This window comes from Acinetobacter sp. PFS20 (assembly GCF_052261015.1).
In the GTDB taxonomy this organism is placed as follows: domain Bacteria; phylum Pseudomonadota; class Gammaproteobacteria; order Pseudomonadales; family Moraxellaceae; genus Acinetobacter.
Window position 1 is genome coordinate 3,972,993 of sequence record NZ_JBPVZE010000001.1, and the last position, 24,789, is coordinate 3,997,781.

Genomic DNA, 24,789 nt, shown 5'->3' on the forward strand with positions numbered 1-24,789 from the left:
TAAAAGCAGCAACTGTATTGCTTGCGGATAACCTAAAAGTACAAAATGCACAATTTTTAGGAGCTTGGCAAGTAAACTTTATTGCAATGCTTTCTTACGCCCTTGTCCAACCAAAAAAACTTCTTTAGATCGTGCACGAGAAGCTGCTGGTTTTACTGTTTTTAACACATCAAAACTATCAACTACTTGTTTACGAAACTCATCAAATCCTGCACCTTGGAACACTTTAACCACAAGTTGTCCATTAGGACCAAGAACCTTTTGAGCAAAATCTAAAGCCAGTTCACATAAGTAAATCTGTCTAGGTTGATCAACAGCCCTATTACCAGATGTATTGGGGGCCATATCAGAAATTACAATGTCTACTTGTCGCCCATTTAAAATATTTAACAATTTTTCAAATACATCTTCTTCTCTAAAGTCGCCTTGTAAGAAAGTGACATCAGGCAAAGCATCCATAGGCAAAATATCGGAAGCAATCACTAAACCTTTGCTACCAACAAGTTTGCCAGCGATTTGAGACCAACTACCAGGAGCCGCGCCTAAATCTACTACCGTCATGCCTGGCTTGATCAGCTTATATTTTTCTTGAATTTCAAGAAGTTTATAGGCCGCTCGAGCACGATACCCTTCCTTTTGAGCTTTTTTAACAAAAGGATCGTCTAGATGTTCTCTCATCCACGCACGACTACTTTTCGACAATTTCTGGTTTGTAATGCGTGTTGCCATAACTCACTAAATATCAAAAAAACTTCTGATCGTTCATTGTACGTGAAAATTACTCTCATTACAGTACGGATGTAGCGTAATCTCACTAAGTTTTACAGTTTTTTTCCAATAATGTTGATCGATTATTTATACAGTTTTTCGTACATCTGGATTTAAGTTTTTTGCTATACTAAGCCGTTTTTAAAATCAGGTATTTTTAATGGCCGCTTTATCTATCCATGAACGTAAACGTTTACGTCAAATTGGTCATGTGCTTAATCCAGTTGTCATGATTGGGGGACAAGGCTTAACAGACGCGGTAATCGAAGAAACGCTTCGTGCTTTAAACGACCATGAACTTATTAAAGTTAAGATTGCTGGTGAAGACCGTGAAGCGCGTACTGCAACAATTGAAGCAATTGTAGAAGCAACTGGTGCAGAAGCTGTGCAAAAAATTGGTAAAATTGTTTTGCTTTACAAAAAAGCAGCTAAACAAAACCAGCACTTGTCTAATCTTGTTCGTCACGCTCACTTAGCAAACTAATTTAATTTGACAAACTATGGCAAGTTACGAACTTTCAGCTTTTGATCGTTTTCATGCTGTTTCCGTTGTTGGCGCAATTGAACAGCAAGCACCCTATACTTTAAATATCGGTTTTTGGATTCGTGATCCAAATCAACTTATTATCTGGCCTCAAGAAGTCGCGGCTCATCCTCGTCAAGATTTTTTGTGGGAAGAAACTTGTTTCGAAATTTTTGTTGGCGTGCATGATGAAGATTATTATCGGGAGATTAATCTTTCCCCTTCTCAAGCATGGCAGTCATATCAGTTTGAAGAATATCGCTATCCAGAAAGTATACCTCCCCTTGCTGCTTACGATATTGAACTGAATCATCTCAAGCGTACTCACTATGGCTTAAATGTTAGTCTCGATTTAGGGCAATTTATGCAACAGCATCGCTTGAAATGGGCAAACCTTTATTTAGGTTTAACTACAGTTTTAAAAACCAAAGAAGGTATGCAGTACTATGCAATGCAGCATAGTGGAAAAAGTGCAGATTTCCATAATAAACGTGACTGGTTACATCAGTTCTAAAAATAAAAAAGCGAGAAATTAATTCTCGCTTTTTTATAGCTGGACCAAAGCAGAGATCATTAATTGTCTCGTGCTTTATTCCAAGCTTCGACTGCATTATTTTTAGTACGTTTAATACTTTCACTTAGAGAATCTTTGTGTTTCAAAGAAATCTGGCTAATATCACCTTTAAGCTCTTTGCTCACTTTTGTTAAATCTTCAATAAGCGCATTAATTTCTGCTTTCAAAGCATTTTTAAGATCAGATAAACCTTCTTGCGAAGTACTAAACTGAGCCTTAATCACATCAAGACGTTGTAAAATATCTTGTTTAATTTGGACAAATTGATTTTGAATATTTTTATTTAACTCGTGAGTTTCAGCTTCAATTTTCTCTTGAGCCTCGCTTAAAACTTCTTGGACTTGTTCTTGAGTTTCAGCAATTGCCTCTTTTACCTGAGCTTTAGCTTCAGTAGCAACTTCTTTAACTTGCTCAGTTTTTTCAGCAACAGTTTCTTTTACCTGTGCAGTTTTAGCAGTTACTGTTTTTTTAGCCTTAGTTGTAGTTGCAGCTATGGCTTCTTTCACTTCAGCAACCTCAGCTTTTACCGACTCCACTACTGCTTGAGTTTTTTCACTCACATCTTTTGAAACTTCATTATTGCTCATACTATTTCCTCATATTGTTTATTTTTTAACTAGCAATACAATAAATCCAGTTCCAAGAATTCTCCTTGCAAATTGTTAGACAATTTATCAAAAGTATCTAATTCAGATAAGCGGATATTTTTTTGTAAAAAGCAAGCAATGAATTATATTTTTTAGCAGAAAAGAAATAGACTTTAGAGGGTTCCATGCGTATAATGCGCTGTTAAGTTACAAGCGGGCAGACCGATAGGGAGGGCATGTTTTATCCAAACATTGCCGATCTTTTTTGGGTCTACTCGCTTTTTTACAGCCGAAATTCAGGAGCTTTGGTTTGAGCATCCCCGCCATTTTAGCCCTCGCAGATGGAACGATCTTTAAAGGAACGTCAATCGGCGCAACGGGAAATACGACTGGAGAAGTCGTTTTTAACACAGCCATGACAGGCTATCAAGAAATTTTGACTGACCCAAGTTATGCACAACAAATTGTGACATTAACTTACCCACATATTGGTAACACTGGTTGCAACGCGGAAGACGTTGAATCTGGTCGTATCCATAAAGTATGGGCGAATGGTTTAATTATTCGTGACCTTCCTCTACTACACAGTAACTTCCGTGCTGAGCAGTCATTGAGTGAATATCTGCAAGAACACAATGTTGTTGCAATCGCAGATATCGATACGCGTAAATTAACACGTATTTTACGTCAGACGGGTGCACAAAACGGATGCATCCTTGCTGGTGAAAATATTACTGAAGAAGAAGCAATTGCAAAAGCTCGTGCTTTTGGTGGCTTAAACGGCTTAGACCTTGCAAAAGAATGTTGTGATCCAACTGGTTTTGAATGGTCTGAAGGTTCATGGACCTTAGGCCAAGGCTTCTCTCAACCTGAATTAAAATATCATGTAGTTGCATACGATTACGGTGTCAAAACCAACATCTTGCGTATGCTTGCAGACCGCGGTTGCAAACTAACCGTTGTTCCTGCAGAAACTCCGGCTGAAAAAGTATTGGCACTTAATCCGGATGGCGTATTCCTCTCAAATGGTCCTGGCGATCCAGCTGCTTGTGATTACGCGATCGAAGCTGTAAAAACTATTGTTGAAACCACAACATTACCTGTATTTGGTATCTGTTTAGGACACCAAATCCTGGCACTCGCTTCTGGCGCAAAAACTGTAAAAATGAATCATGGTCACCACGGTGCTAACCATCCTGTACAAAATCTTGAAGATGGTACAGTGATGATTACTTCACAAAACCATGGTTTTGCTGTAGATGCAGAAACATTACCGGCTAACTTAAAAGCAACGCATAAATCATTGTTCGACGGCACCCTACAAGGTATCCACCGTTCAGATAAACCAGCTTTCAGCTTCCAAGGTCACCCTGAAGCAAGCCCTGGTCCACATGATTGTGCACCTTTGTTCGATCATTTTATCGAACTTATCGAAGCATCTAAACAGTAATTACGGAGCGAATAATGCCTAAACGTACGGATATTAAAAGCATCTTAATTATTGGTGCTGGCCCGATTGTGATTGGACAGGCATGTGAGTTTGACTACTCAGGTGCTCAAGCATGTAAAGCACTTCGTGAAGAAGGCTATCGTGTTATTTTGGTTAACTCTAACCCAGCGACCATCATGACAGATCCTTCAATGGCTGATGCAACTTATATTGAGCCGATTACTTGGCAAACAGTTGCACAGATTATTGAAAAAGAACGTCCAGATGCAGTATTACCAACTATGGGTGGTCAAACTGCATTGAACTGTGCTCTCGCGCTTGATGAGCATGGTGTTCTTGAAAAATATAATGTTGAATTAATTGGCGCAAGCAAAGAAGCGATTGAGAAAGCCGAAGATCGTAAACTCTTCGATATCGCTATGCGTAAAATTGGATTGGAATGTCCAAAAGCTGCCATTGCTGAAACAATGGAAGAAGCTTTAGCAATCCAGTCACGCTTTGGTTTCCCAGTAATTATCCGTCCATCATTTACAATGGGTGGTTCAGGTGGTGGTATTGCATATAACCGCGAAGAATTCCTTGAAATTTGTGAACGTGGTTTTGACCTCTCTCCTACTCACCAGTTATTGATTGATGAATCTTTAATTGGCTGGAAAGAATACGAAATGGAAGTTGTTCGTGACAAAAACGACAACTGTATTATCGTATGTGCGATCGAAAACTTTGACCCAATGGGCGTTCACACTGGCGACTCAATTACCGTTGCTCCTGCTCAAACATTAACAGACAAAGAATATCAATTGATGCGTAATGCTTCGGTTGCAGTTCTTCGTGAAATTGGTGTTGAAACAGGTGGTTCTAACGTTCAGTTCGGTATTAACCCGAAAGATGGACGTATGGTTGTCATTGAGATGAACCCGCGTGTATCTCGCTCATCTGCTCTTGCTTCTAAAGCAACAGGTTTCCCAATCGCAAAAATCGCAGCAAAACTTGCTGTTGGTTATACTCTTGATGAATTGAAAAATGACATCACTGGTGGCGTGACTCCTGCAAGCTTCGAACCATCGATTGACTATGTTGTAACGAAGATTCCTCGTTTTAACTTCGAGAAATTCCCACAAGCAGAACCTGTATTAACCACTCAGATGAAATCTGTTGGTGAAGTCATGGCAATTGGCCGTAACTTCCAGGAATCTGTACAAAAAGCATTACGTGGTCTTGAAGTTGGTGTAAGTGGTTTCGATGAAAAAATCGAAGCTGGCGCAACAAATGCAAAAGAAACCATTTTAAAAGAGCTTAAAGTTCCAGGTCCTGAGCGTATCTGGTATGTAGCAGATGCTTTCCGTCATGGTTTCTCTTTAGATGAAGTGTTTGAAGCAACCAAAATTGATCGTTGGTTCCTCATTCAAATTCAAGACATCGTTAAAACTGAAGCTGAAGTAAAAGCTTTAGGTTTTGGTGACTTAAACGCTGACAATATCCGTGCTTTCAAACGCAAAGGTTTATCTGACCTTCGTATTGCGCACCTCATGGGTATTTCACAAAAGCAATTCCGTAAACAACGTTGGAACTTAGGTGTTTATCCAGTTTACAAACGTGTTGATACATGTGCTGCCGAGTTTGAATCTGGTACTGCATACATGTATTCAACTTACGATGAAGAGTGTGAAGCAAATCCATCAAATCGTGACAAGATCATGGTTATTGGTGGTGGTCCAAACCGTATTGGTCAAGGTATCGAATTTGACTACTGCTGTGTACACGCTGCATTAGCTATGCGTGAAGATGGTTATGAAACAATCATGGTTAACTGTAACCCTGAAACTGTTTCTACTGACTACGATACATCAGATCGTTTGTACTTCGAACCTGTAACACTTGAAGATGTACTTGAAATCGTACGTACTGAGAAACCAAAAGGCGTGATCGTACAGTACGGTGGTCAAACACCTCTTAAATTGGCACGTGCTTTAGAAGAAGCTGGTACACCAATTATTGGTACATCACCAGATGCAATTGACCGTGCAGAAGACCGTGAACGTTTCCAGCAAATGATCCAACGTTTACAGCTTCGTCAACCAAACAACAGCATTGTAAAATCTGCTGAAGAAGGTATCTCTGAAGCTGCGAAAGTAGGTTATCCGTTAGTTGTTCGTCCATCTTATGTATTAGGTGGTCGTGCAATGGAAATCGTATACAACGAAGAAGAACTTAAACGTTACCTTCGTGAAGCAGTTCAGGCATCTAACGAAGCTCCTGTTCTTCTTGACCGTTTCCTTGATGATGCAACTGAAGTTGATGTTGACTGTGTATCTGACGGTAAAGACGTTGTGATCGGCGGCATCATGCAGCACATCGAACAAGCAGGTATTCACTCAGGTGACTCTGCATGTTCAATTCCTCCTTATTCTTTATCTAAAGAAATTCAGGATGAAATGCGTCGTCAAACTGTTGCGATGGCAAAAGAACTTGGTGTGGTTGGTTTGATGAACGTTCAGTTCGCAGTTAAAGGCGATGATGTTTACGTTCTTGAAGTTAACCCACGTGCTTCACGTACAGTTCCATTCGTATCGAAATGTATTGGTGATTCTTTAGCAAAAGTAGCTGCACGTTGTATGGCTGGTCAATCTCTTGAATCTCAAGGGTTTACTAAAGAAATCATTCCAACACACTTTGCTGTTAAAGAAGCTGTTTTCCCATTCGCTAAATTCCAAGGCGTAGACCCAATGCTTGGACCTGAGATGAAATCTACAGGTGAAGTAATGGGTGTTGGTAAAACATTTGGTGAAGCATTCTATAAAGCTGTTTTAGGCTCAAATGATCGCTTACCAGGTTTACCAACTGAAGGCGAAGTAAAACATGCTTTCTTATCTGTACGTGAATCTGACAAGAAATATATTGCAGATATCGCTAAGAAATTAGCTGCATATGGCTTCAAGCTTATTGCAACAGGTGGTACATACCAAGTGCTTAAAGAAGCAGGTTTAGAATGCGAATCTGTGAATAAAGTGACTGAAGGTCGTCCACATATTGTTGACCGCTTGAAAAATGGTGAAATACACCTTATTGTCAATACCACTGAAGGTAAACAAGCTCAATATGATTCTGCAATGATTCGTCGTGCTGCCCTACAAGGCAAAGTGTATTACACAACGACTATCAATGGTGCAGAAGCTGTTTGCCAAGCTTTTGATGTGAAATTGCCAATGGATGTATACCGCTTGCAAGATTTAACTGTAGGTTAATTTGTTACCGATAAGTCCCGTCACCTTATCGGTGGCGGGATTTTTTCATTTTTTTTAACTGTGTTTTCTCAAATTAAGAGGGACCAAAATGCAACGCTATCCAATGACCCCTGAAGGTAAAATTGCCTTAGAGAAAGAATTACAACATTTAAAATCTGTTGAACGTCCACGTATTATTCAAGCTATTGCAGAAGCACGTGAACATGGCGACTTAAAGGAAAATGCTGAATATCATGCTGCACGTGAACAGCAAGGTTTCTGTGAAGGCCGTATTCAGGATATCGAAGGTAAATTAGGCGCTGCTCAAGAAATTGATGTTAAAACACTTGAGCAAAATGGCCGTGTTGTTTTTGGTGTAACAGTAACAATTGAAAATCTTGATACTGAAGAACGTAAAACTTATAAAATTGTTGGCGATGACGAAGCAGATTTTAAAATTAATAAAATCTCGGTGAACTCACCAATCGCACGTGGTCTTTTGAGTAAGAGTGAAGGCGATGAAGTAAAAATCGTGACTCCTCAAGGCGAAGTCGAATATGAAATCGTAAGTGTAGAATATCTCTAAGATAATGCACAAATAGCCCCTCTTTATGAGGGGTTTTTATTCAATACTATTAATATATTTTTGGGAAATCACACATGGATAACTCTTTAATTAACTCTCCAGTTCGTCATTGGTGTGAATTTGAATTTATCCATAAAACTGTTAAAAACCCAAATATCCATATTAAAGGTCATTACTCATATTATTCAGCTTATTGGGATCAAGGTTTTGAACGTTGTGTCGTGCGTTATTTACATGATAAAGCCTCGACACCAGACAAACCAATTGACCAACTTTATATTGGTAATTTTGTTTGTTTTGGCGCTGAATGCGTCATTATGATGGGTGGCAACCAACTTCATAGACCAGATTGGATTTCGACTTTCCCTTTTGATACCCGTAGTTTTTTAGCAGCTGGTGATACTGTAATTGCCGATGGATGCTGGATTGGTAGTCGTGCAATGATTATGCAAGGGGTCAAACTTGGTGAAGGTGCAGTGGTTGCAACCGGAGCTGTAGTCACTAAAGATGTTCCCCCCTATGCAATTGTAGGTGGCGTGCCTGCGAAAATTATTAAATATCGTTTTCCTCAAGAACAAATCGACAAAATGCTTGCTTTAAAACTTTATGCTTTGGATGAGAAGCAAATTTTAAAAATGCGCGAATATTTACAAACTGAAGATATAGATGCTTTATCTACACATATGGAAAATTTGCGGAATCTATAAAAATATATCTACAAAAATTTGTTGTTATAAACTCACAAATGATTACGTGCTTGAATTTAAATCGTCAAAAAATAAGTATAAAGTATTGAATAAATAAGCATCATTACAATAAGGAAAACACTCATGTTATATCAACATATTCTTGTGCCAATTGATGGTTCTGAAACTTCTATGATTGCCATGAAAGAGGCAATCAAACTGGGAAAAGCGTTAAATAGCAAAATTACGGTTGTGCAAGTTATGGCTCTTGATCCGTTTATTGCTGACGCCTATGTAAAAACTGGTCAAACCAATGAGCTGATTGAACGCACACGAACTTATTTACTCGATATTTTAGAGCAAGCAAAACAACAATTTTCTAATGAAGGCATCACTGTTGAAACTAAACTGCTGGAAGGTTTTGTTGTACATGAAGAAATTATTCAGGCCGCTCGAGACTTAAATGCAGATCTGATTGTTATGGGCTCTCATGGCCGCACTGGGGTCCGAAAACTTGTATTAGGAAGTGTGGCACAAAAAGTCTTAGGTGAAAGCCATATTCCTGTTTTAATTGTGCGCTAAAGTGAGATTGCCTGTCTTCGCTAAATTGAGCAAGATAGGCTTTTATTTCTTAAGAGATTGAGCTGAAGCCCCTCTTTTATGCATAACTCATCTGTGCCAGCAAACTTAAAAATAATATTGCTCCACTAAACCGTTTATTACTCTTTTTCATGTGTAATTACGCTCTAATCTGAACATTAAGGCTGCCAAGCAAATTGCTTTAAGTTTACTTTACCGTTTAATAAATAGACTCCTTCAGCTTCTAGCTTTAACTGCTGAACATTTTCACCCTTGTCATTAAATTTACTTAGGCTAATTTTGCCTTGAGAATTAATAACCCGATACCAAGGGACTTGATGATCCGCTTCAAGATGTTTCAAAACATAGCCAACTAATCTCGCATGTTTAGGTAACCCTGCCATACGAGCCACTTGCCCATAAGTTGCGACTTTTCCGTAAGGAATCAAAGCAATGACTTCTAAAATCTGCCGATGTAGTTCATACTGAGTCGTCAAAATGGACTCCATAAAAATTGACATAATTCATATCATATAAAAATTTTTGACTAAAACTAAATGCAATCCAAGGTGGGCTTGAGGGAAATCTGCATGAAAAAAATATTATTGGTGGTTACTGGGACTTTACTGTGCGCTTCTTGTACTACTCGCCCTCCTATTCCTTCAGGAGAAGTACCTAAAGTATCAATAGATGGCCGCCCTATCGTTCCTGTCACATTCGTTTTTACCACTAATTCTCCAGAAGCTACGAAGTTTGATAATTACCAACAGATGCGTAAAGAAATCAAAATATTAAATAAATATTATGTAGATGATAAAAATAATAAGATTTTTAAATTCAAATTACACCGTTATATCCCTTTTGAGGAGTTTTCAAAATTACATTGCGATTTAAAGCAGCAGATCAATCAACCCTACCCGATCTCTACTGAAACTATTCCTGCCAGTGTAAACACCTGCTTTCCTAAAAGAACTGCCAGCAAGGAAGTCATCGTTTTTATTTATGATGCCTATTCTACTAAATGGAAATTTGAAGATGTAACAAGTAGAGCATTTCGTAATAATGGTAAACCTTTTGTTTTATTAGATTGGAACCGACTCAATTATAATATTCAGGCTGGTAGCGTACATGAAATGGGGCATGTGTTCGGACTAAAACATGTCTGCGCGCCGAATGCTACAAAACGTACACCAACCAACATCATGGCGAGTGCCGAATGTAAACGTGGCAGCGGTGGACTTAGAAATTTAGGTTTTACACCGGTCCAACTTCAAACAATTTTAGAAAATTACCAACGTTATCCATAAAGATTTTAAAAACTCATTTCGACGTAAAAACCTAAATCATCTTGTGCTGCATAATAATTTTCAGGAGTCAGTAATGAAGTCATATAATTGCTGGCCTCTGAAAAATCGTCTTCATTGACTGGATGCGGTTGCCAAAATGTTTTCAAATTATTGGTATAGATTGGATATAAACGCAGTCGATCTTTTGACAAATCTAGCCGTGCTATACATCCATACGGTAAAGCGTTTTGCTCTGTATATTCACCATTGCTATTAAAAACCGCATTCCCAATACCAAATACCACAGGCTTCTGATTAATCACTTTAATCGGTTGAATGGTATGAGCTCCATGACCGATAACGAGGTCCGCACCAGCTTGAGTCAAAATATCAGCAAGCTTGCTCTGTTCCTTGGTAATCGGCTTAAAGTCGATGCCCCAATGACAAATAACAATAACTTTATGCTCAGGGTTAGTCTGCTTATAACGACCTATTTGTTCAAGCAAAATCCCATTTAGACATGCAACTCCACTCTTAGGACCTAAGGCATAAAAATCATAATCTAAATAGGCCGTGTCTCTGTGCCAATAGCCGTTAAAAATAGCGTAATGCTTGTTATTAAAAGTGATTTGAAAGTAGCTATGGGCATATTTTTGATTTGTGCCCGCACCGATATAAGAAATATTGACCTGATCAAATTGTTGTAATGTATAGGCTAATCCACGATCCCCATAGTCTTTTAAATGGTTATTTGCCAATACCACATGGTTAAGATGAATATTTTTGAACGCTGCTAATGTTTGTTCGGCATCAGCTTTAAGAATAAATGACTTTTTATGTACAAAAGGAGATTGTTTTTCTAAAGAGAAAACCGCTTCAAAGTTAGCGATATTTACGTCATGTTCACCTAAAAAAGCTTTTATTTTTTCAATTGAATAGTCATATCCATACTGTTGTAGAGCATCTATTTGCCCTCTAGCCTTACGTTTTTCGGTGTAGATTTCTCCAAAGTAGGTATCACCTAAAATGTTAATAATGCCGCTTGGAGCTAAGCAAACTTTAGGGCTTACAGTCTGTGCATGAAAACAGTGATAATAAGGAATTAAGTGCTCAGCACGATGAATATCATCTAAAAAAGAAAAGAAACCGATAGTCTGGTTTTCTTCAAAGAACGTCAGATAAATTTTTCTAAATGAATTTGTAAGATATAAAACCTCTACCACATTCTGTGCCATTAATAGAGTCTGTGGTAGATAAGACTTTCCTTTAAAATTCAGCTCTTTTATAAAGAATAGTTTTCTGATTTCAGCTGGATGGCTATAAATATTTTTAACTAATAAAAACAAATGTTTTAACTGTTTTTGTGTACTTCCTTTTTTCAAATTTAAATCATAGGTAGCAGCTCTTTTTGACAAAATTAAATAGGCTTGCTCATGTGTACCGCAGAGCATATTGCTTAAAGCATCTTTTACATCTGCTGCTTGGGTGAAAATTAGCAACTGCAATAGATCAGTAAAGGTGTAATGTTCCGAGGGTTTTAAGCCTAGATTTTGCTGACCTAATTGCTCAGATAGATGTTCAGGCACAACATAGTCATCTTGAGCTTGTACACTTTTTTGCTGAAATTGCTCTAATGCGTAGTCGATTAGCAGTAGCGTTGAAATATCATCGTCAAATTCGAATTGCCATAAAGCTTCATCAAAACTTGTCGTATCGATATGTGCCAATAGCTTGACCTCAACAGGTTGATACTTCATGGCTCATCACCTTTGTAATCTTTAACGTAAGCGATGTAACCCGATAAGTTGTGTTCTTGGTCATCAATCCGTACTCGAAAACGATCATGACGAATATAAAACGCATGTAAAATTTTATCTGGCCGAGCCATATACATCGCCATTTCCGGATAAAAAAATCCTGTAGTTTGAAAATCAGCTCTAAACTCAATCAGCTTTTGAAGCTCAGACATATAAGCCTGCTCAAAAAGTGCTGTCCGTCCCTGCTCTTTTAAACGGTTCACCATTTTATAAGCAGCCATTAACATTTCTAATAAAGTTGCATACGTTGTTTTTCGATTTTTAATAAAAATAAAATGTTTTAAATAATTATTTAAACCAAAAATAAAATATTTATCTTCAGGGCATATTTTAGTGAGTTCATTTGTACAATAACTTAACCAATGATCATGGTATTTTTCATATCTCTTTTCAATAAAACACTCAAACATTAATTTAACGGTTTCTAATAATTTTAAATCTTGGTTAATTTGATATAATCGTAATAATGCTAAAGCAGCTTCACCATCATAATAAATAATTCTAAATTTTTCTTTTAAATCATAATCTGGATAATTTAATACATGAGTTGTTGAGCCATTTGAATCTATTAATTTTAAAATACCATTTGCGAGTTTCTCTGCATATTTTTGATAGTCATTTTTTTGAGTAATTTCTTGATATTTAGTTAACATTAAAATAGCGGCCGCATTCGCACCTAATTTGATTTCGAACTCCCCTTCTTTACCATCAATCATAAAGGCAGTTTCTGAGTCTTTTTCTTTATAAAAGTTGGTCAGTGCATAGTGAATGGCAGCATATATTTTGGGCCAATATTCTGGCTTGCTTTGCACTTCAAATGTTTCTACTAAGGCATATACCGAGGTACAGTGACGCACCGTATTGTAGTTACGAATGTCACGATCATAAGCAGAAAAATAGCCATATATAAATTTGCCATTTTCTTGAATCTGGTCATGCAGAAATTCTGAGTTTTGCTCAATTAGATGCTGAAAATGCTGTTTTTTATTGCTTGAAATTCCTCTAATTCCATTTACATCATAACCACTCGCTAAGTTAATAAATTCCTCATTTTCATAAAATGCTGCGTAGGTATCAAAAGTCCAAACTTCTTGCAGCTCTTGTAATTTAATCTGTGGTTTCGGAGTGTTATATTTTTGCTTAACTACATAATTCAGATTTGTTTCATCAAAAAAGTTCGGTTTGTCGTAGCTCAAGCCTCGAATGATTGCTTTTCCATAAATCTCTTGCTCAAGAAAAGCCACTGAACAGTGTTCATCAAATCCAATCCCTTTACGGTAGTGGTTATTGTGAAATTGATGGTGAACCTGCTTCTCTACTTCTTTCCACGCTTGTTTCGTTAAGTTGTATGCCACATCAATTTTTATATAATCAGCAAGTGGTTCATGTGCAAACTGGTCATTAATAAAATCTAATAATTGTTTTTTAGCCTGCTCTAAATTTGTTTTCTCACTGTGCCAGACACTACATCTTTGATCTTTAGGGCCATAAGATAAAAATAAAATAACATCCTGTTTAAGACTCGGAACGTGCTGAACAACTTGTTCTAACCAAAGGTTCATTTGTCTTTGGAATTTTAAAAATGCCGTCACTCGAATTTAGTCCCTATTCGTTAATTGTTGTTCTATAAAATTTTCAATACATCATAGCACGGACAAGCTAAAAGCTAGATTAACGTATTGTTTAAACATAAAAAAAGAGCCCGAAGGCTCTTTTTTTATAAATCGATTTTCAGATTAGAAAATGATTTGACCGTTGTTGATCAAGTCATTCAATGTAACTGGACCTGTAAGGTTAGTCAATTGAAGCAATGGTGTTTCAGTGTAAGTACCTTCGATGAGTAATCCACCATCACGGTCTACGCTGATTGTCGCAGTTTGAGTACCAGCATCATAACTTACTGTCACATATTGACCGATTGTTAAGTTAGTTTGAGAACCAATTAACAAGTTACTTAAGTCAATCTTGTCAGCCTGATCATCCGTCGCAGTATTACCTACATGGAAGTCAGTCCATACATCTACACCACCTGTTACGTTACCACCAGTTGCGTTAGTAACACTCGCAGCTGTTAATGTATTGTAGATCAAAGTATCTGAGCCGTTACCAAGAGTAAATGTATCATTTGCCGCAGTACTTACTGCAAGACTATTCAACTCTTGACTCAAGTTAATCGTCAATGAAGAAGTGTATTCACTACCATCAATCACCGAAACTAACTTGTAATCAACTACATCGATTGTCGCATTTGCAGCACTGTCTAATGGTTTGTAGAAGTAAGAGCCATCATTGTATAAATACAATGTGCCTTCACCTGTATTCACTCCTTGACCCGCAGCTAGCTCATATGTGCCAGTTGTTGAGTTCATTACATAGAGCTGAGTACCTTCTATGACATCATTAGTAAGTACATTGCCAGTAATCCAGTCTGTTTGACCATCTGGTGTGTATTGGTCTAGATGCGTAGCTGTTGTACTTACTACAGAATCTAGAGTTACAGTACCTAGAGAAAGCAAACTTGATAAGCTAAATACTACACGGTAAGTTCCTGCGGACAAATGAGATACATCTGCCGAGAATGCTGGAGCACCGAGTACACCTGCTAATGCAGTTGATGAACCTGAATATACTGTATCTACCCATACTCCCCCAACGAACTGTTGAATTGTATATCCAGTCGTTGGAAGTGCTGACAAGCTTAACGTTGCAGTATAGTTCAACTGTACATGTACATCACTGACTGTATTTGCACCTACTACAAACTGACTTGATGTTACTGTACTGCTTAATACAGGCAATGGCGGGAACCCTGTAAAGTTACCGATGGTCACATTACCACTCGCAACATCCACAAGTGGGTCTACCACTGGCGCCATACTAATCGTTGCATCATCTGTATCAGCTGTTACAGCAGGTGTTGGAAGTGTAGCATCTGCCGAAGGATCTGCTGTGTTCCAAGTTACATCAACATCAGGCGAACCCACTTGAACATGTAATGTAGCTGTGTCAGTTCTACCAGTCACTGGGTCTGTGACTGTGTAAGTGAAGCTATCAACTTTACCTACATTCGCCATATTTGCAGTTGCCTGATAGCTATAGGTACCATCTGAATTAATAGTCAGAGTTCCGTATGCACCAATAACCGTTTCTGGAGTACCCGCTACAATTGTAGCAGTATTACCATTTTCAGCTGTCACCGTAGTTACTACAGAAGTTGTTGTAATGTAGTCCGGCACATAGTTTGTACCGTAAACAGCAGAGTTATCATCAGCAAGTACATTACCAGTGACAGGATCAACTACCAGTACAGGAGGCTGAGTAATATCACCATGATTCAGAGTGATATCCGCAGTAACACTACCTAGAGCTGTAAGTAATGTGTTGCTTTCCATGAACAACTCATAAGTACCGGCACTTAAGTTATCAATCTTGAATTGAACTTCTGAACCAAAGATACCTAACAAATCGATCACGCCAGTATCGGAGCTATCTGCAACTACAGTACGAGAGCCATCTGGATTAACTCGTGTTAATACCACATGTAAACCATCGACAACTGTAGCAACCGAACCAAAGTTCACTGCAATAATCGCATCAGTGAGGTTACCTGGGTCAACTGTAAATGTCGCTGTACCTTCTTTAGAACCGATAACAATTCCACCTACACCGAGTAACCAGTTATAGCTAATCGCATTATCAAGTACTTCAGTTGTTACTGGGTAAACCATGTCTATTTCAGCTGAAGCAACGTTATCCATTGCATCTACTGGAAGCGGACTAGTAATTACAGCTGGTTGAGATGGATCTGCATCGTTCCAAGTCATATCTACACTGTCACTATCAAGGCGGACATAAAGTGTTGCCTCAGAAGTGTTACCTGTTACAGGATCAAGCAAGGTGTAGGTAAATTGATCTACCTGACCAAGGTTTGCCCCATTTACAGTTGGTGTATATGTGTAGTTACCATCTTGATCGATCACCAAGGTGCCGTAAGTACCAACAATTGTTGCACCAGCAGCTGGATCAACAGCAATACCGTTAACTTGAGAGATCACAGCACTGCTGCTTGCCGCATCAACCTCACCAGTGAGGCTTGCATCTTTGATGACATTACCAGAGATTGGTTCAACAGAGTAACCAGCCACGATGTATGGATTATAGACATCCATCGTACCAGTTAATGTTCCACCTAAACCTACACCTAACAAGCCTTCATATCCGATGAATGCGCGGTACTGACCAGCATCCAATCCTTCAAGTACAGCTGTTGGTGTACCACCGATAAGTGATAGATCAATCAGAGAAGCTTCTGGATTAGTTCCACCAATCGATACCCATTGTCCTGTTGCTTCATCAAACTTCTGAACAACAATCGCATAATCACTGAGTAAATCGGCAGTAATTATCGCATCGAATGTGAACGTTGCTGTACCTTCACGGTTTGGATCAACAGTAAATTCAATTGCATCGTTACCAAGCAATTGTAAGTCCAAACCAGCCAATGATACGGCTGCAAGGTAAGATGCATCTCCAAGAGCTACATCATCTGCAACAAGCAACGGCTCTGGGTTAATTTCTGCCGTTACTACATTGTCTACCGCTTTCACAGAGCTCAATTGAATATTGAGATTTGCTTGAGCCGTATCACCAGTTAGAGGATCAGTTAATGTGTAGACAAACACATCTGTTTGACCAACACCAGCTGCACTTGCAGTAGGCGTATAAGTATATGAACCATCAAGGTTGATTTCCAATGTACCGTAAGCACCATTAATGATCGTGCCATCTGCTACAACAGGCTGACCGTTAACTGCACTTACAACTGTTGTTGGAGTTACAACATCTACTTCGCCTGAACCGTTCACTTCTGTGATGACGTTACCATCAGCAACTTCAGTGTAGTATCCACCTACTTGCGTCGTGTCATAAACATCCATTGTGCCAGTTAGAGTACCAAGTAACCCGATACCTGCTAGACCGTTATAAGTCATAAATGCACGGTATTGACCTTCTTCTAGACCTTCAAGCACTACACCAGGAGTTGAGCCTAGTAAAGTAAGATCAAGGATATCAGCTTCACCACCGCCATACACCGAAGTCCATTGGCCTGTAGTTGTGTCAAATTTTTGAACAACTAGAGAGTAATCAGATAATGCATCTACGCCAATTAAAGCACTGTACGTAAAGGTTGCTGTGCCTTCGTCACCTGCACCCACCGTAAAGCCTATAGATTCTGATCCTAACTGCAGATCAAGACCAGCAAGCGATACAAGTGCTAGATAAGTATTACTTCCTAGTGCTGCATCATCTTGTACAAGCAATGGTTGAGGAGCAAGTACAGCTGTATCAGTGTTATCGAAAGCAATGATAGAGCTTGCAAGAGTATAAGTTTGCGTATCTTGAAGTGTACTAGTGTTTCCTGCGAGGTCTGTGAATGTCGCAGTAGCATCAACAGTTAAGTCTGAATCTGCTGCAAGACCACTACCAGCTACATCAACTGTCCAAGTACCTGCTACGGCATCAACTGTGGCTGTATAGTCAACACCATTTACAGTAACCACAACACCTGTTGTTACGGCATCTGTAGGGATGTTGGTCAATGTACCTGTTAAGGTCACTGGTCCACCAGCTTCTGTCGCATCTAGAATGTTATCAGCAGTAACTGGGTCAATTGCTAACACAGTTGTAGTGATATCAGGTGGAGTAACATCTAGAGTTACCGTTACATCTGCATCAGCAACATCTACGTTACCTTGTGCATCTACAGCCTCAGCATGAATCACAATCTGACCAGTCACAGGATCTGCTGCTGTTGCGGCAAGAGTCGCTGTGATGAAGCCATTTGCAAGGTCAGCTGCTGTCACGGTGTAGTTCACACCATTAACATTCACCACTGTGCCGTCGATTGCATCTGGTCCCAACGCCACTTGTGCATTGAAGCTACCGTCTGTGCCAAGCTCGTCTGCATTCAAGATACCGTCGCCATTTAAGTCTTCAGGAATCGTGATCGCACCGATCAGGTCTGCAGGTAAGGTATCTACAGTCACTGTCACGTCTGCATCTGCAACATCAAGGTTACCTTGCGCATCCACTGCTTCTGCATGGATGGTCACAGGGCCTTCACCTGTTACAGGAATCGCTGCGGTGATAAAGCCGTTGGTAATATCCGCTGCGGTCACGGTGTAGTTCACACCATTAACATTCACCACTGTGCCGTCGATTGCATCTGGTCCCAACGCCACTTGTGCATTGAAGCTACCGTCTGTGCCAAGCTCGTCTGCATTCAAGATACCGTCGCCATTTAAGTCTTCAGGAATCGTGATCGCACCGATCAAGTCTGCTGGTAAGGTGTCTACAGTCACTGTCACGTCTGCATCTGCAACATCAAGGTTACCTTGTGCATCCACTGCTTCTGCATGGATGGTCACAGGGCCTTCACCTGTTACAGGAATCGCTGCGGTGATGAAGCCGTTGGTAATATCCGCTGCGGTCACGGTGTAGTTCACACCATTAACATTCACCACTGTGCCGTCGATTGCATCTGGTCCCAACGCCACTTGTGCATTGAAGCTACCGTCTGTGCCAAGCTCGTCTGCATTCAAGATACCGTCGCCATTTAAGTCTTCAGGAATCGTGATCGCACCGATCAAGTCTGCAGGTAAGGTATCTACAGTCACTGTCACGTCTGCATCTGCAACATCAAGGTTACCTTGCGCATCCACTGCTTCTGCATGGATGGTCACAGGGCCTTCACCTGTTACAGGAATCGCTGCGGTGATGAAGCCGTTGGTAATATCCGCTGCTGTCACGGTGTAGTTCACACCATTAACATTCACCACTGTGCCGTCGATTGCATCTGGTCCCAACGCCACTTGTGCATTGAAGCTACCGTCTGTGCCAAGCTCGTCTGCATTCAAGATACCGTCGCCATTTAAGTCTTCAGGAATCGTGATCGCACCGATCAGGTCTGCAGGTAAGGTGTCTACAGTCACTGTCACGTCTGCATCTGCAACATCAAGGTTACCTTGCGCATCCACTGCTTCTGCATGGATGGTCACAGGGCCTTCACCTGTTACAGGAATCGCTGCGGTGATAAAGCCGTTGGTAATATCCGCTGCGGTCACGGTGTAGTTCACACCATTAACATTCACCACTGTGCCGTCGATTGCATCTGGTCCCAACGCCACTTGTGCATTGAAGCTACCGTCTGTGCCAAGCTCGTCTGCATTCAAGATACCGTCGCCATTTAAGTCTTCAGGAATCGTGATCGCACCGATCAAGTCTGCTGGTAAGGTGTCTACAGTCACTGTCACGTCTGCATCTGCAACATCAAGGTTACCTTGTGCATCCACTGCTTCTGCATGGATGGTCACAGGGCCTTCACCTGTTACAGGAATCGCTGCGGTGATGAAGCCGTTGGTAATATCCGCTGCGGTCACGGTGTAGTTCACACCATTAACATTCACCACTGTGCCGTCGATTGCATCTGGTCCCAACGCCACTTGTGCATTGAAGCTACCGTCTGTGCCAAGCTCGTCTGCATTCAAGATACCGTCGCCATTTAAGTCTTCAGGAATCGTGATCGCACCGATCAAGTCTGCAGGTAAGGTATCTACAGTCACTGTCACGTCTGCATCTGCAACATCAAGGTTACCTTGCGCATCCACTGCTTCTGCATGGATGGTCACAGGGCCTTCACCTGTTACAGGAATCGCTGCGGTGATGAAGCCGTTGGTAATATCCGCTGCTGTCACGGTGTAGTTCACACCATTAACATTCACCACTGTGCCGTCGATTGCATCTGGTCCCAACGCCACTTGTGCATTGAAGCTACCGTCTGTGCCAAGCTCGTCTGCATTCAAGATACCGTCGCCATTTAAGTCTTCAGGAATCGTGATCGCACCGATCAGGTCTGCAGGTAAGGTATCTACAGTCACTGTCACGTCTGCATCTGCAACATCAAGGTTACCTTGCGCATCCACTGCTTCTGCATGGATGGTCACAGGGCCTTCACCTGTTACAGGAATCGCTGCGGTGATGAAGCCGTTGGTAATATCCGCTGCTGTCACGGTGTAGTTCACACCATTAACATTCACCACTGTGCCGTCGATTGCATCTGGTCCCAACGCCACTTGTGCATTGAAGCTACCGTCTGTGCCAAGCTCGTCTGCATTCAAGATACCGTCGCCATTTAAGTCTTCAGGAATCGTGATCGCACCGATCAAGTCTGCAGGTAAGGTGTCTACAGTCACTGTCACGTCTGCATCTGCAACATCAAGGTTACCTTGCGCATCCACTGCTTCTGCATGGATGGTCACAGGGCCTTCACCTGTTACAGGAATCGCTGCGGTGATGAAGCCGTTGGTAATATCCGCTGCTGTCACGGTGTAGTTCACACCATTAACATTCACCACTGTGCCGTCGATTGCATCTGGTCCCAACGCCACTTGTGCATTGAAGCTACCGTCTGTGCCAAGCTCGTCTGCATTCAAGATACCGTCGCCATTTAAGTCTTCAGGAATCGTGATCGCACCGATCAGGTCTGCAGGTAAGGTGTCTACAGTCACTGTCACGTCTGCATCTGCAACATCAAGGTTACCTTGCGCATCCACTGCTTCTGCATGGATGGTCACAGGGCCTTCACCTGTTACAGGAATCGCTGCGGTGATAAAGCCGTTGGTAATATCCGCTGCGGTCACGGTGTAGTTCACACCATTAACATTCACCACTGTGCCGTCGATTGCATCTGGTCCCAACGCCACTTGTGCATTGAAGCTACCGTCTGTGCCAAGCTCGTCTGCATTCAAGATACCGTCGCCATTTAAGTCTTCAGGAATCGTGATCGCACCGATCAAGTCTGCTGGTAAGGTGTCTACAGTCACTGTCACGTCTGCATCTGCAACATCAAGGTTACCTTGTGCATCCACTGCTTCTGCATGGATGGTCACAGGGCCTTCACCTGTTACAGGAATCGCTGCGGTGATGAAGCCGTTGGTAATATCCGCTGCTGTCACGGTGTAGTTCACACCATTAACATTCACCACTGTGCCGTCGATTGCATCTGGTCCCAACGCCACTTGTGCATTGAAGCTACCGTCTGTGCCAAGCTCGTCTGCATTCAAGATACCGTCGCCATTTAAGTCTTCAGGAATCGTGATCGCACCGATCAAGTCTGCAGGTAAGGTGTCTACAGTCACTGTCACGTCTGCATCTGCAACATCAAGGTTACCTTGCGCATCCACTGCTTCTGCATGGATGGTCACAGGGCCTTCACCTGTTACAGGAATCGCTGCGGTGATGAAGCCGTTGGTAATATCCGCTGCTGTCACGGTGTAGTTCACACCATTAACATTCACCACTGTGCCGTCGATTGCATCTGGTCCCAACGCCACTTGTGCATTGAAGCTACCGTCTGTGCCAAGCTCGTCTGCATTCAAGATACCGTCGCCATTTAAGTCTTCAGGAATCGTGATCGCACCGATCAAGTCTGCTGGTAAGGTGTCTACAGTCACTGTCACGTCTGCATCTGCAACATCAAGGTTACCTTGTGCATCCACTGCTTCTGCATGGATGGTCACAGGGCCTTCACCTGTTACAGGAATCGCTGCGGTGATAAAGCCGTTGGTAATATCCGCTGCTGTCACGGTGTAGTTCACACCATTAACATTCACCACTGTGCCGTCGATTGCATCTGGTCCCAACGCCACTTGTGCATTGAAGCTACCGTCTGTGCCAAGCTCGTCTGCATTCAAGATACCGTCGCCATTTAAGTCTTCAGGAATCGTGATCGCACCGATCAAGTCTGCAGGTAAGGTATCTACAGTCACTGTCACGTCTGCATCTGCAACATCAAGGTTACCTTGCGCATCCACTGCTTCTGCATGGATGGTCACAGGGCCTTCACCTGTTACAGGAATCGCTGCGGTGATGAAGCCGTTGGTAATATCCGCTGCTGTCACGGTGTAGTTCACACCATTAACATTCACCACTGTGCCGTCGATTGCATCTGGTCCCAACGCCACTTGTGCATTGAAGCTACCGTCTGTGCCAAGCTCGTCTGCATTCAAGATACCGTCGCCATTTAAGTCTTCAGGAATCGTGATCGCACCGATCAAGTCTGCTGGTAAGGTGTCTACAGTCACTGTCACGTCTGCATCTGCAACATCAAGGTTACCTTGTGCATCCACTGCTTCTGCATGGATGGTCACAGGGCCTTCACCTGTTACAGGAATCGCTGCGGTGATGAAGCCGTTGGTAATATCCGCTGCTGTCACGGTGTAGTTCACACCATTAACATTCACCACTGTGCCGTCGATTGCATCTGGTCCCAACGCCACTTGTGCATTGAAGCTACCGTCTGTGCCAAGCTCGTCTGCATTCAAGATACCGTCGCCATTTAAGTCTTCAGGAATCGTGATCGCACCGATCAAGTCTGCTGGTAAGGTGTCTACAGTCACTGTCACGTCTGCATCTGCAACATCAAGGTTACCTTGTGCATCCACTGCTTCTGCATGGATGGTCACAGGGCCTTCACCTGTTACAGGAATCGCTGCGGTGATGAAGCCGTTGGTAATATCCGCTGCTGTCACGGTGTAGTTCACACCATTAACATTCACCACTGTGCCGTCGATTGCATCTGGTCCCAACGCCACTTGTGCATTGAAGCTACCGTCTGTGCCAAGCTCGTCTGCATTCAAGATACCGTCGCCATTTAAGTCTTCAGGAATCGTGATCGCACCGATCAAGTCTGCAGGTAAGGTGTCTACAGTCACTGTCACGTCTGCATCTGCAACATCAAGGTTACCTTGCGCATCCACTGCTTCTGCATGGATGGTCACAGGGCCTTCACCTGTTACAGGAATCGCTGCGGTGATAAAGCCGTTGGTAATATCCGCTGCTGTCACGGTGTAGTTCACACCATTAACATTCACCACTGTGCCGTCGATTGCATCTGGTCCCAACGCCACTTGTGCATTGAAGCTACCGTCTGTGCCAAGCTCGTCTGCATTCAAGATACCGTCGCCATTTAAGTCTTCAGGAATCGTGATCGCACCGATCAAGTCTGCTGGTAAGGTGTCTACAGTCACTGTCACGTCTGCATCTGCAACATCAAGGTTACCTTGTGCATCCACTGCTTCTGCATGGATGGTCACAGGGCCTTCACCTGTTACAGGAATCGCTGCGGTGATGAAGCCGTTGGTAATATCCGCTGCTGTCACGGTGTAGTTCACACCATTAACATTCACCACTGTGCCGTCGATTGCATCTGGTCCCAACGCCACTTGTGCATTGAAGCTACCGTCTGTGCCAAGCTCGTCTGCATTCAAGATACCGTCGCCATTTAAGTCTTCAGGAATCGTGATCGCACCGATCAAGTCTGCAGGTAAGGTATCTACAGTCACTGTCACGTCTGCATCTGCAACATCAAGGTTACCTTGCGCATCCACTGCTTCTGCATGGATGGTCACAGGGCCTTCACCTGTTACAGGAATCGCTGCGGTGATGAAGCCGTTGGTAATATCCGCTGCTGTCACGGTGTAGTTCACACCATTAACATTCACCACTGTGCCGTCGATTGCATCTGGTCCCAACGCCACTTGTGCATTGAAGCTACCGTCTGTGCCAAGCTCGTCTGCATTCAAGATACCGTCGCCATTTAAGTCTTCAGGAATCGTGATCGCACCGATCAAGTCTGCAGGTAAGGTGTCTACAGTCACTGTCACGTCTGCATCTGCAACATCAAGGTTACCTTGTGCATCCACTGCTTCTGCATGGATGGTCACAGGGCCTTCACCTGTTACAGGAATCGCTGCGGTGATAAAGCCGTTGGTAATATCCGCTGCTGTCACGGTGTAGTTCACACCATTAACATTCACCACTGTGCCGTCGATTGCATCTGGTCCCAACGCCACTTGTGCATTGAAGCTACCGTCTGTGCCAAGCTCGTCTGCATTCAAGATACCGTCGCCATTTAAGTCTTCAGGAATCGTGATCGCACCGATCAAGTCTGCAGGTAAGGTGTCTACAGTCACTGTCACGTCTGCATCTGCAACATCAAGGTTACCTTGCGCATCCACTGCTTCTGCATGGATGGTCACAGGGCCTTCACCTGTTACAGGAATCGCTGCGGTGATGAAGCCGTTGGTAATATCCGCTGCTGTCACGGTGTAGTTCACACCATTAACATTCACCACTGTGCCGTCGATTGCATCTGGTCCCAACGCCACTTGTGCATTGAAGCTACCGTCTGTGCCAAGCTCGTCTGCATTCAAGATACCGTCGCCATTTAAGTCTTCAGGAATCGTGATCGCACCGATCAAGTCTGCAGGTAAGGTGTCTACAGTCACTGTCACGTCTGCATCTGCAACATCAAGGTTACCTTGCGCATCCACTGCTTCTGCATGGATGGTCACAGGGCCTTCACCTGTTACAGGAATCGCTGCGGTGATAAAGCCGTTGGTAATATCCGCTGCGGTCACGGTGTAGTTCACACCATTAACATTCACCACTGTGCCGTCGATTGCATCTGGTCCCAACGCCACTTGTGCATTGAAGCTACCGTCTGTGCCAAGCTCGTCTGCATTCAAGATACCGTCGCCATTTAAGTCTTCAGGAATCGTGATCGCACCGATCAAGTCTGCTGGTAAGGTGTCTACAGTCACTGTCACGTCTGCATCTGCAACATCAAGGTTACCTTGTGCATCCACTG

General features: G+C 42.2%; 14 protein-coding genes and 1 pseudogene. 8 read left to right on the top strand and 7 right to left on the bottom strand.

Annotated features, from left to right (window positions below):
• Positions 1-78: 78 nt before the first annotated feature.
• Positions 79-729 (bottom strand): 23S rRNA (uridine(2552)-2'-O)-methyltransferase RlmE, encoded by a 651-nt coding sequence (rlmE, locus tag ACS125_RS18825; RefSeq protein ID WP_004790464.1) that lies wholly within the window; start codon positions 727-729, stop codon positions 79-81.
• A 199-nt stretch (positions 730-928) separates the two neighbouring features.
• Between rlmE and yhbY the strand changes: the two genes are divergently transcribed.
• Together yhbY and ACS125_RS18835 are read left to right on the top strand one after the other, a co-directional pair.
• Positions 929-1,252: a ribosome assembly RNA-binding protein YhbY gene (gene yhbY / locus ACS125_RS18830; protein WP_004790462.1), complete on the top strand. Its 324-nt coding sequence runs from the start codon at positions 929-931 to the stop codon at positions 1,250-1,252.
• 16 nt (positions 1,253-1,268) lie between these two features.
• On the top strand, positions 1,269-1,805 hold the full coding sequence (locus ACS125_RS18835) for a DOMON-like domain-containing protein (protein WP_004790459.1): 537 nt from the start codon (positions 1,269-1,271) through the stop codon (positions 1,803-1,805).
• Positions 1,806-1,864: 59 nt separating this feature from the next.
• Here ACS125_RS18835 and ACS125_RS18840 read toward each other — a convergent pair whose 3' ends face one another.
• Together ACS125_RS18840 and ACS125_RS18845 are read right to left on the bottom strand one after the other, a co-directional pair.
• Positions 1,865-2,452, bottom strand: coding sequence for a hypothetical protein (locus ACS125_RS18840; RefSeq protein WP_004790458.1), 588 nt, complete (start codon positions 2,450-2,452; stop codon positions 1,865-1,867).
• 29 nt (positions 2,453-2,481) lie between these two features.
• Positions 2,482-2,639 (bottom strand): annotated as a pseudogene (locus tag ACS125_RS18845) (hypothetical protein).
• 123 nt (positions 2,640-2,762) lie between these two features.
• Here ACS125_RS18845 and carA point away from each other — a divergent pair.
• The 5 genes from carA (at position 2,763) to ACS125_RS18870 (ending at position 8,980) form a co-directional block, all read left to right on the top strand.
• Positions 2,763-3,902: a glutamine-hydrolyzing carbamoyl-phosphate synthase small subunit gene (gene carA / locus ACS125_RS18850; RefSeq protein ID WP_440202697.1), complete on the top strand. Its 1,140-nt coding sequence runs from the start codon at positions 2,763-2,765 to the stop codon at positions 3,900-3,902.
• Between the two features lie 14 nt (positions 3,903-3,916).
• Entirely contained in the window at positions 3,917-7,147 is a 3,231-nt protein-coding gene (gene carB, locus ACS125_RS18855) for a carbamoyl-phosphate synthase large subunit (RefSeq protein WP_004790453.1), read from the top strand.
• An 88-nt stretch (positions 7,148-7,235) separates the two neighbouring features.
• On the top strand, positions 7,236-7,712 hold the full coding sequence (gene greA, locus ACS125_RS18860) for a transcription elongation factor GreA (protein WP_005307940.1): 477 nt from the start codon (positions 7,236-7,238) through the stop codon (positions 7,710-7,712).
• Between the two features lie 74 nt (positions 7,713-7,786).
• Positions 7,787-8,419, top strand: a complete 633-nt coding sequence (locus ACS125_RS18865; protein ID WP_443273889.1) for a CatB-related O-acetyltransferase — start codon at positions 7,787-7,789, stop codon at positions 8,417-8,419.
• Between the two features lie 123 nt (positions 8,420-8,542).
• A complete protein-coding gene (locus tag ACS125_RS18870) occupies positions 8,543-8,980 on the top strand; it encodes a universal stress protein (protein ID WP_151964255.1) in 438 nt (145 codons plus the stop codon).
• A gap of 176 nt (positions 8,981-9,156) precedes the next feature.
• Here the strand turns inward: ACS125_RS18870 and ACS125_RS18875 are convergent, their stop codons facing one another.
• Positions 9,157-9,486: an MGMT family protein gene (locus tag ACS125_RS18875; protein WP_081309557.1), complete on the bottom strand. Its 330-nt coding sequence runs from the start codon at positions 9,484-9,486 to the stop codon at positions 9,157-9,159.
• A gap of 81 nt (positions 9,487-9,567) precedes the next feature.
• Between ACS125_RS18875 and ACS125_RS18880 the strand changes: the two genes are divergently transcribed.
• The gene (locus tag ACS125_RS18880; RefSeq protein WP_174729983.1) at positions 9,568-10,284 is read left to right on the top strand and encodes a metalloprotease; all 717 of its coding nucleotides are present in this window, start codon (positions 9,568-9,570) and stop codon (positions 10,282-10,284) included.
• 5 nt (positions 10,285-10,289) lie between these two features.
• On the opposite strand, the gene ACS125_RS18885 is transcribed toward ACS125_RS18880, so the two are convergent.
• The 3 genes from ACS125_RS18885 to ACS125_RS18895 all read right to left on the bottom strand — a co-directional run.
• Positions 10,290-12,020 carry a CapA family protein gene (locus ACS125_RS18885; protein WP_443273891.1) on the bottom strand — a complete coding sequence of 577 codons (1,731 nt, stop codon included), beginning with the start codon at positions 12,018-12,020 and terminating at the stop codon, positions 10,290-10,292.
• The gene (locus ACS125_RS18890; RefSeq protein ID WP_443273893.1) at positions 12,017-13,672 is read right to left on the bottom strand and encodes a poly alpha-glucosyltransferase; all 1,656 of its coding nucleotides are present in this window, start codon (positions 13,670-13,672) and stop codon (positions 12,017-12,019) included. Before ACS125_RS18890 ends, ACS125_RS18885 begins: the two co-directional genes overlap by 4 nt.
• 144 nt (positions 13,673-13,816) lie before the next feature.
• The coding region (locus ACS125_RS18895) for a BapA/Bap/LapF family large adhesin (RefSeq protein WP_443273895.1) at positions 13,817-24,789 on the bottom strand (10,973 nt) is incomplete at its 5' end.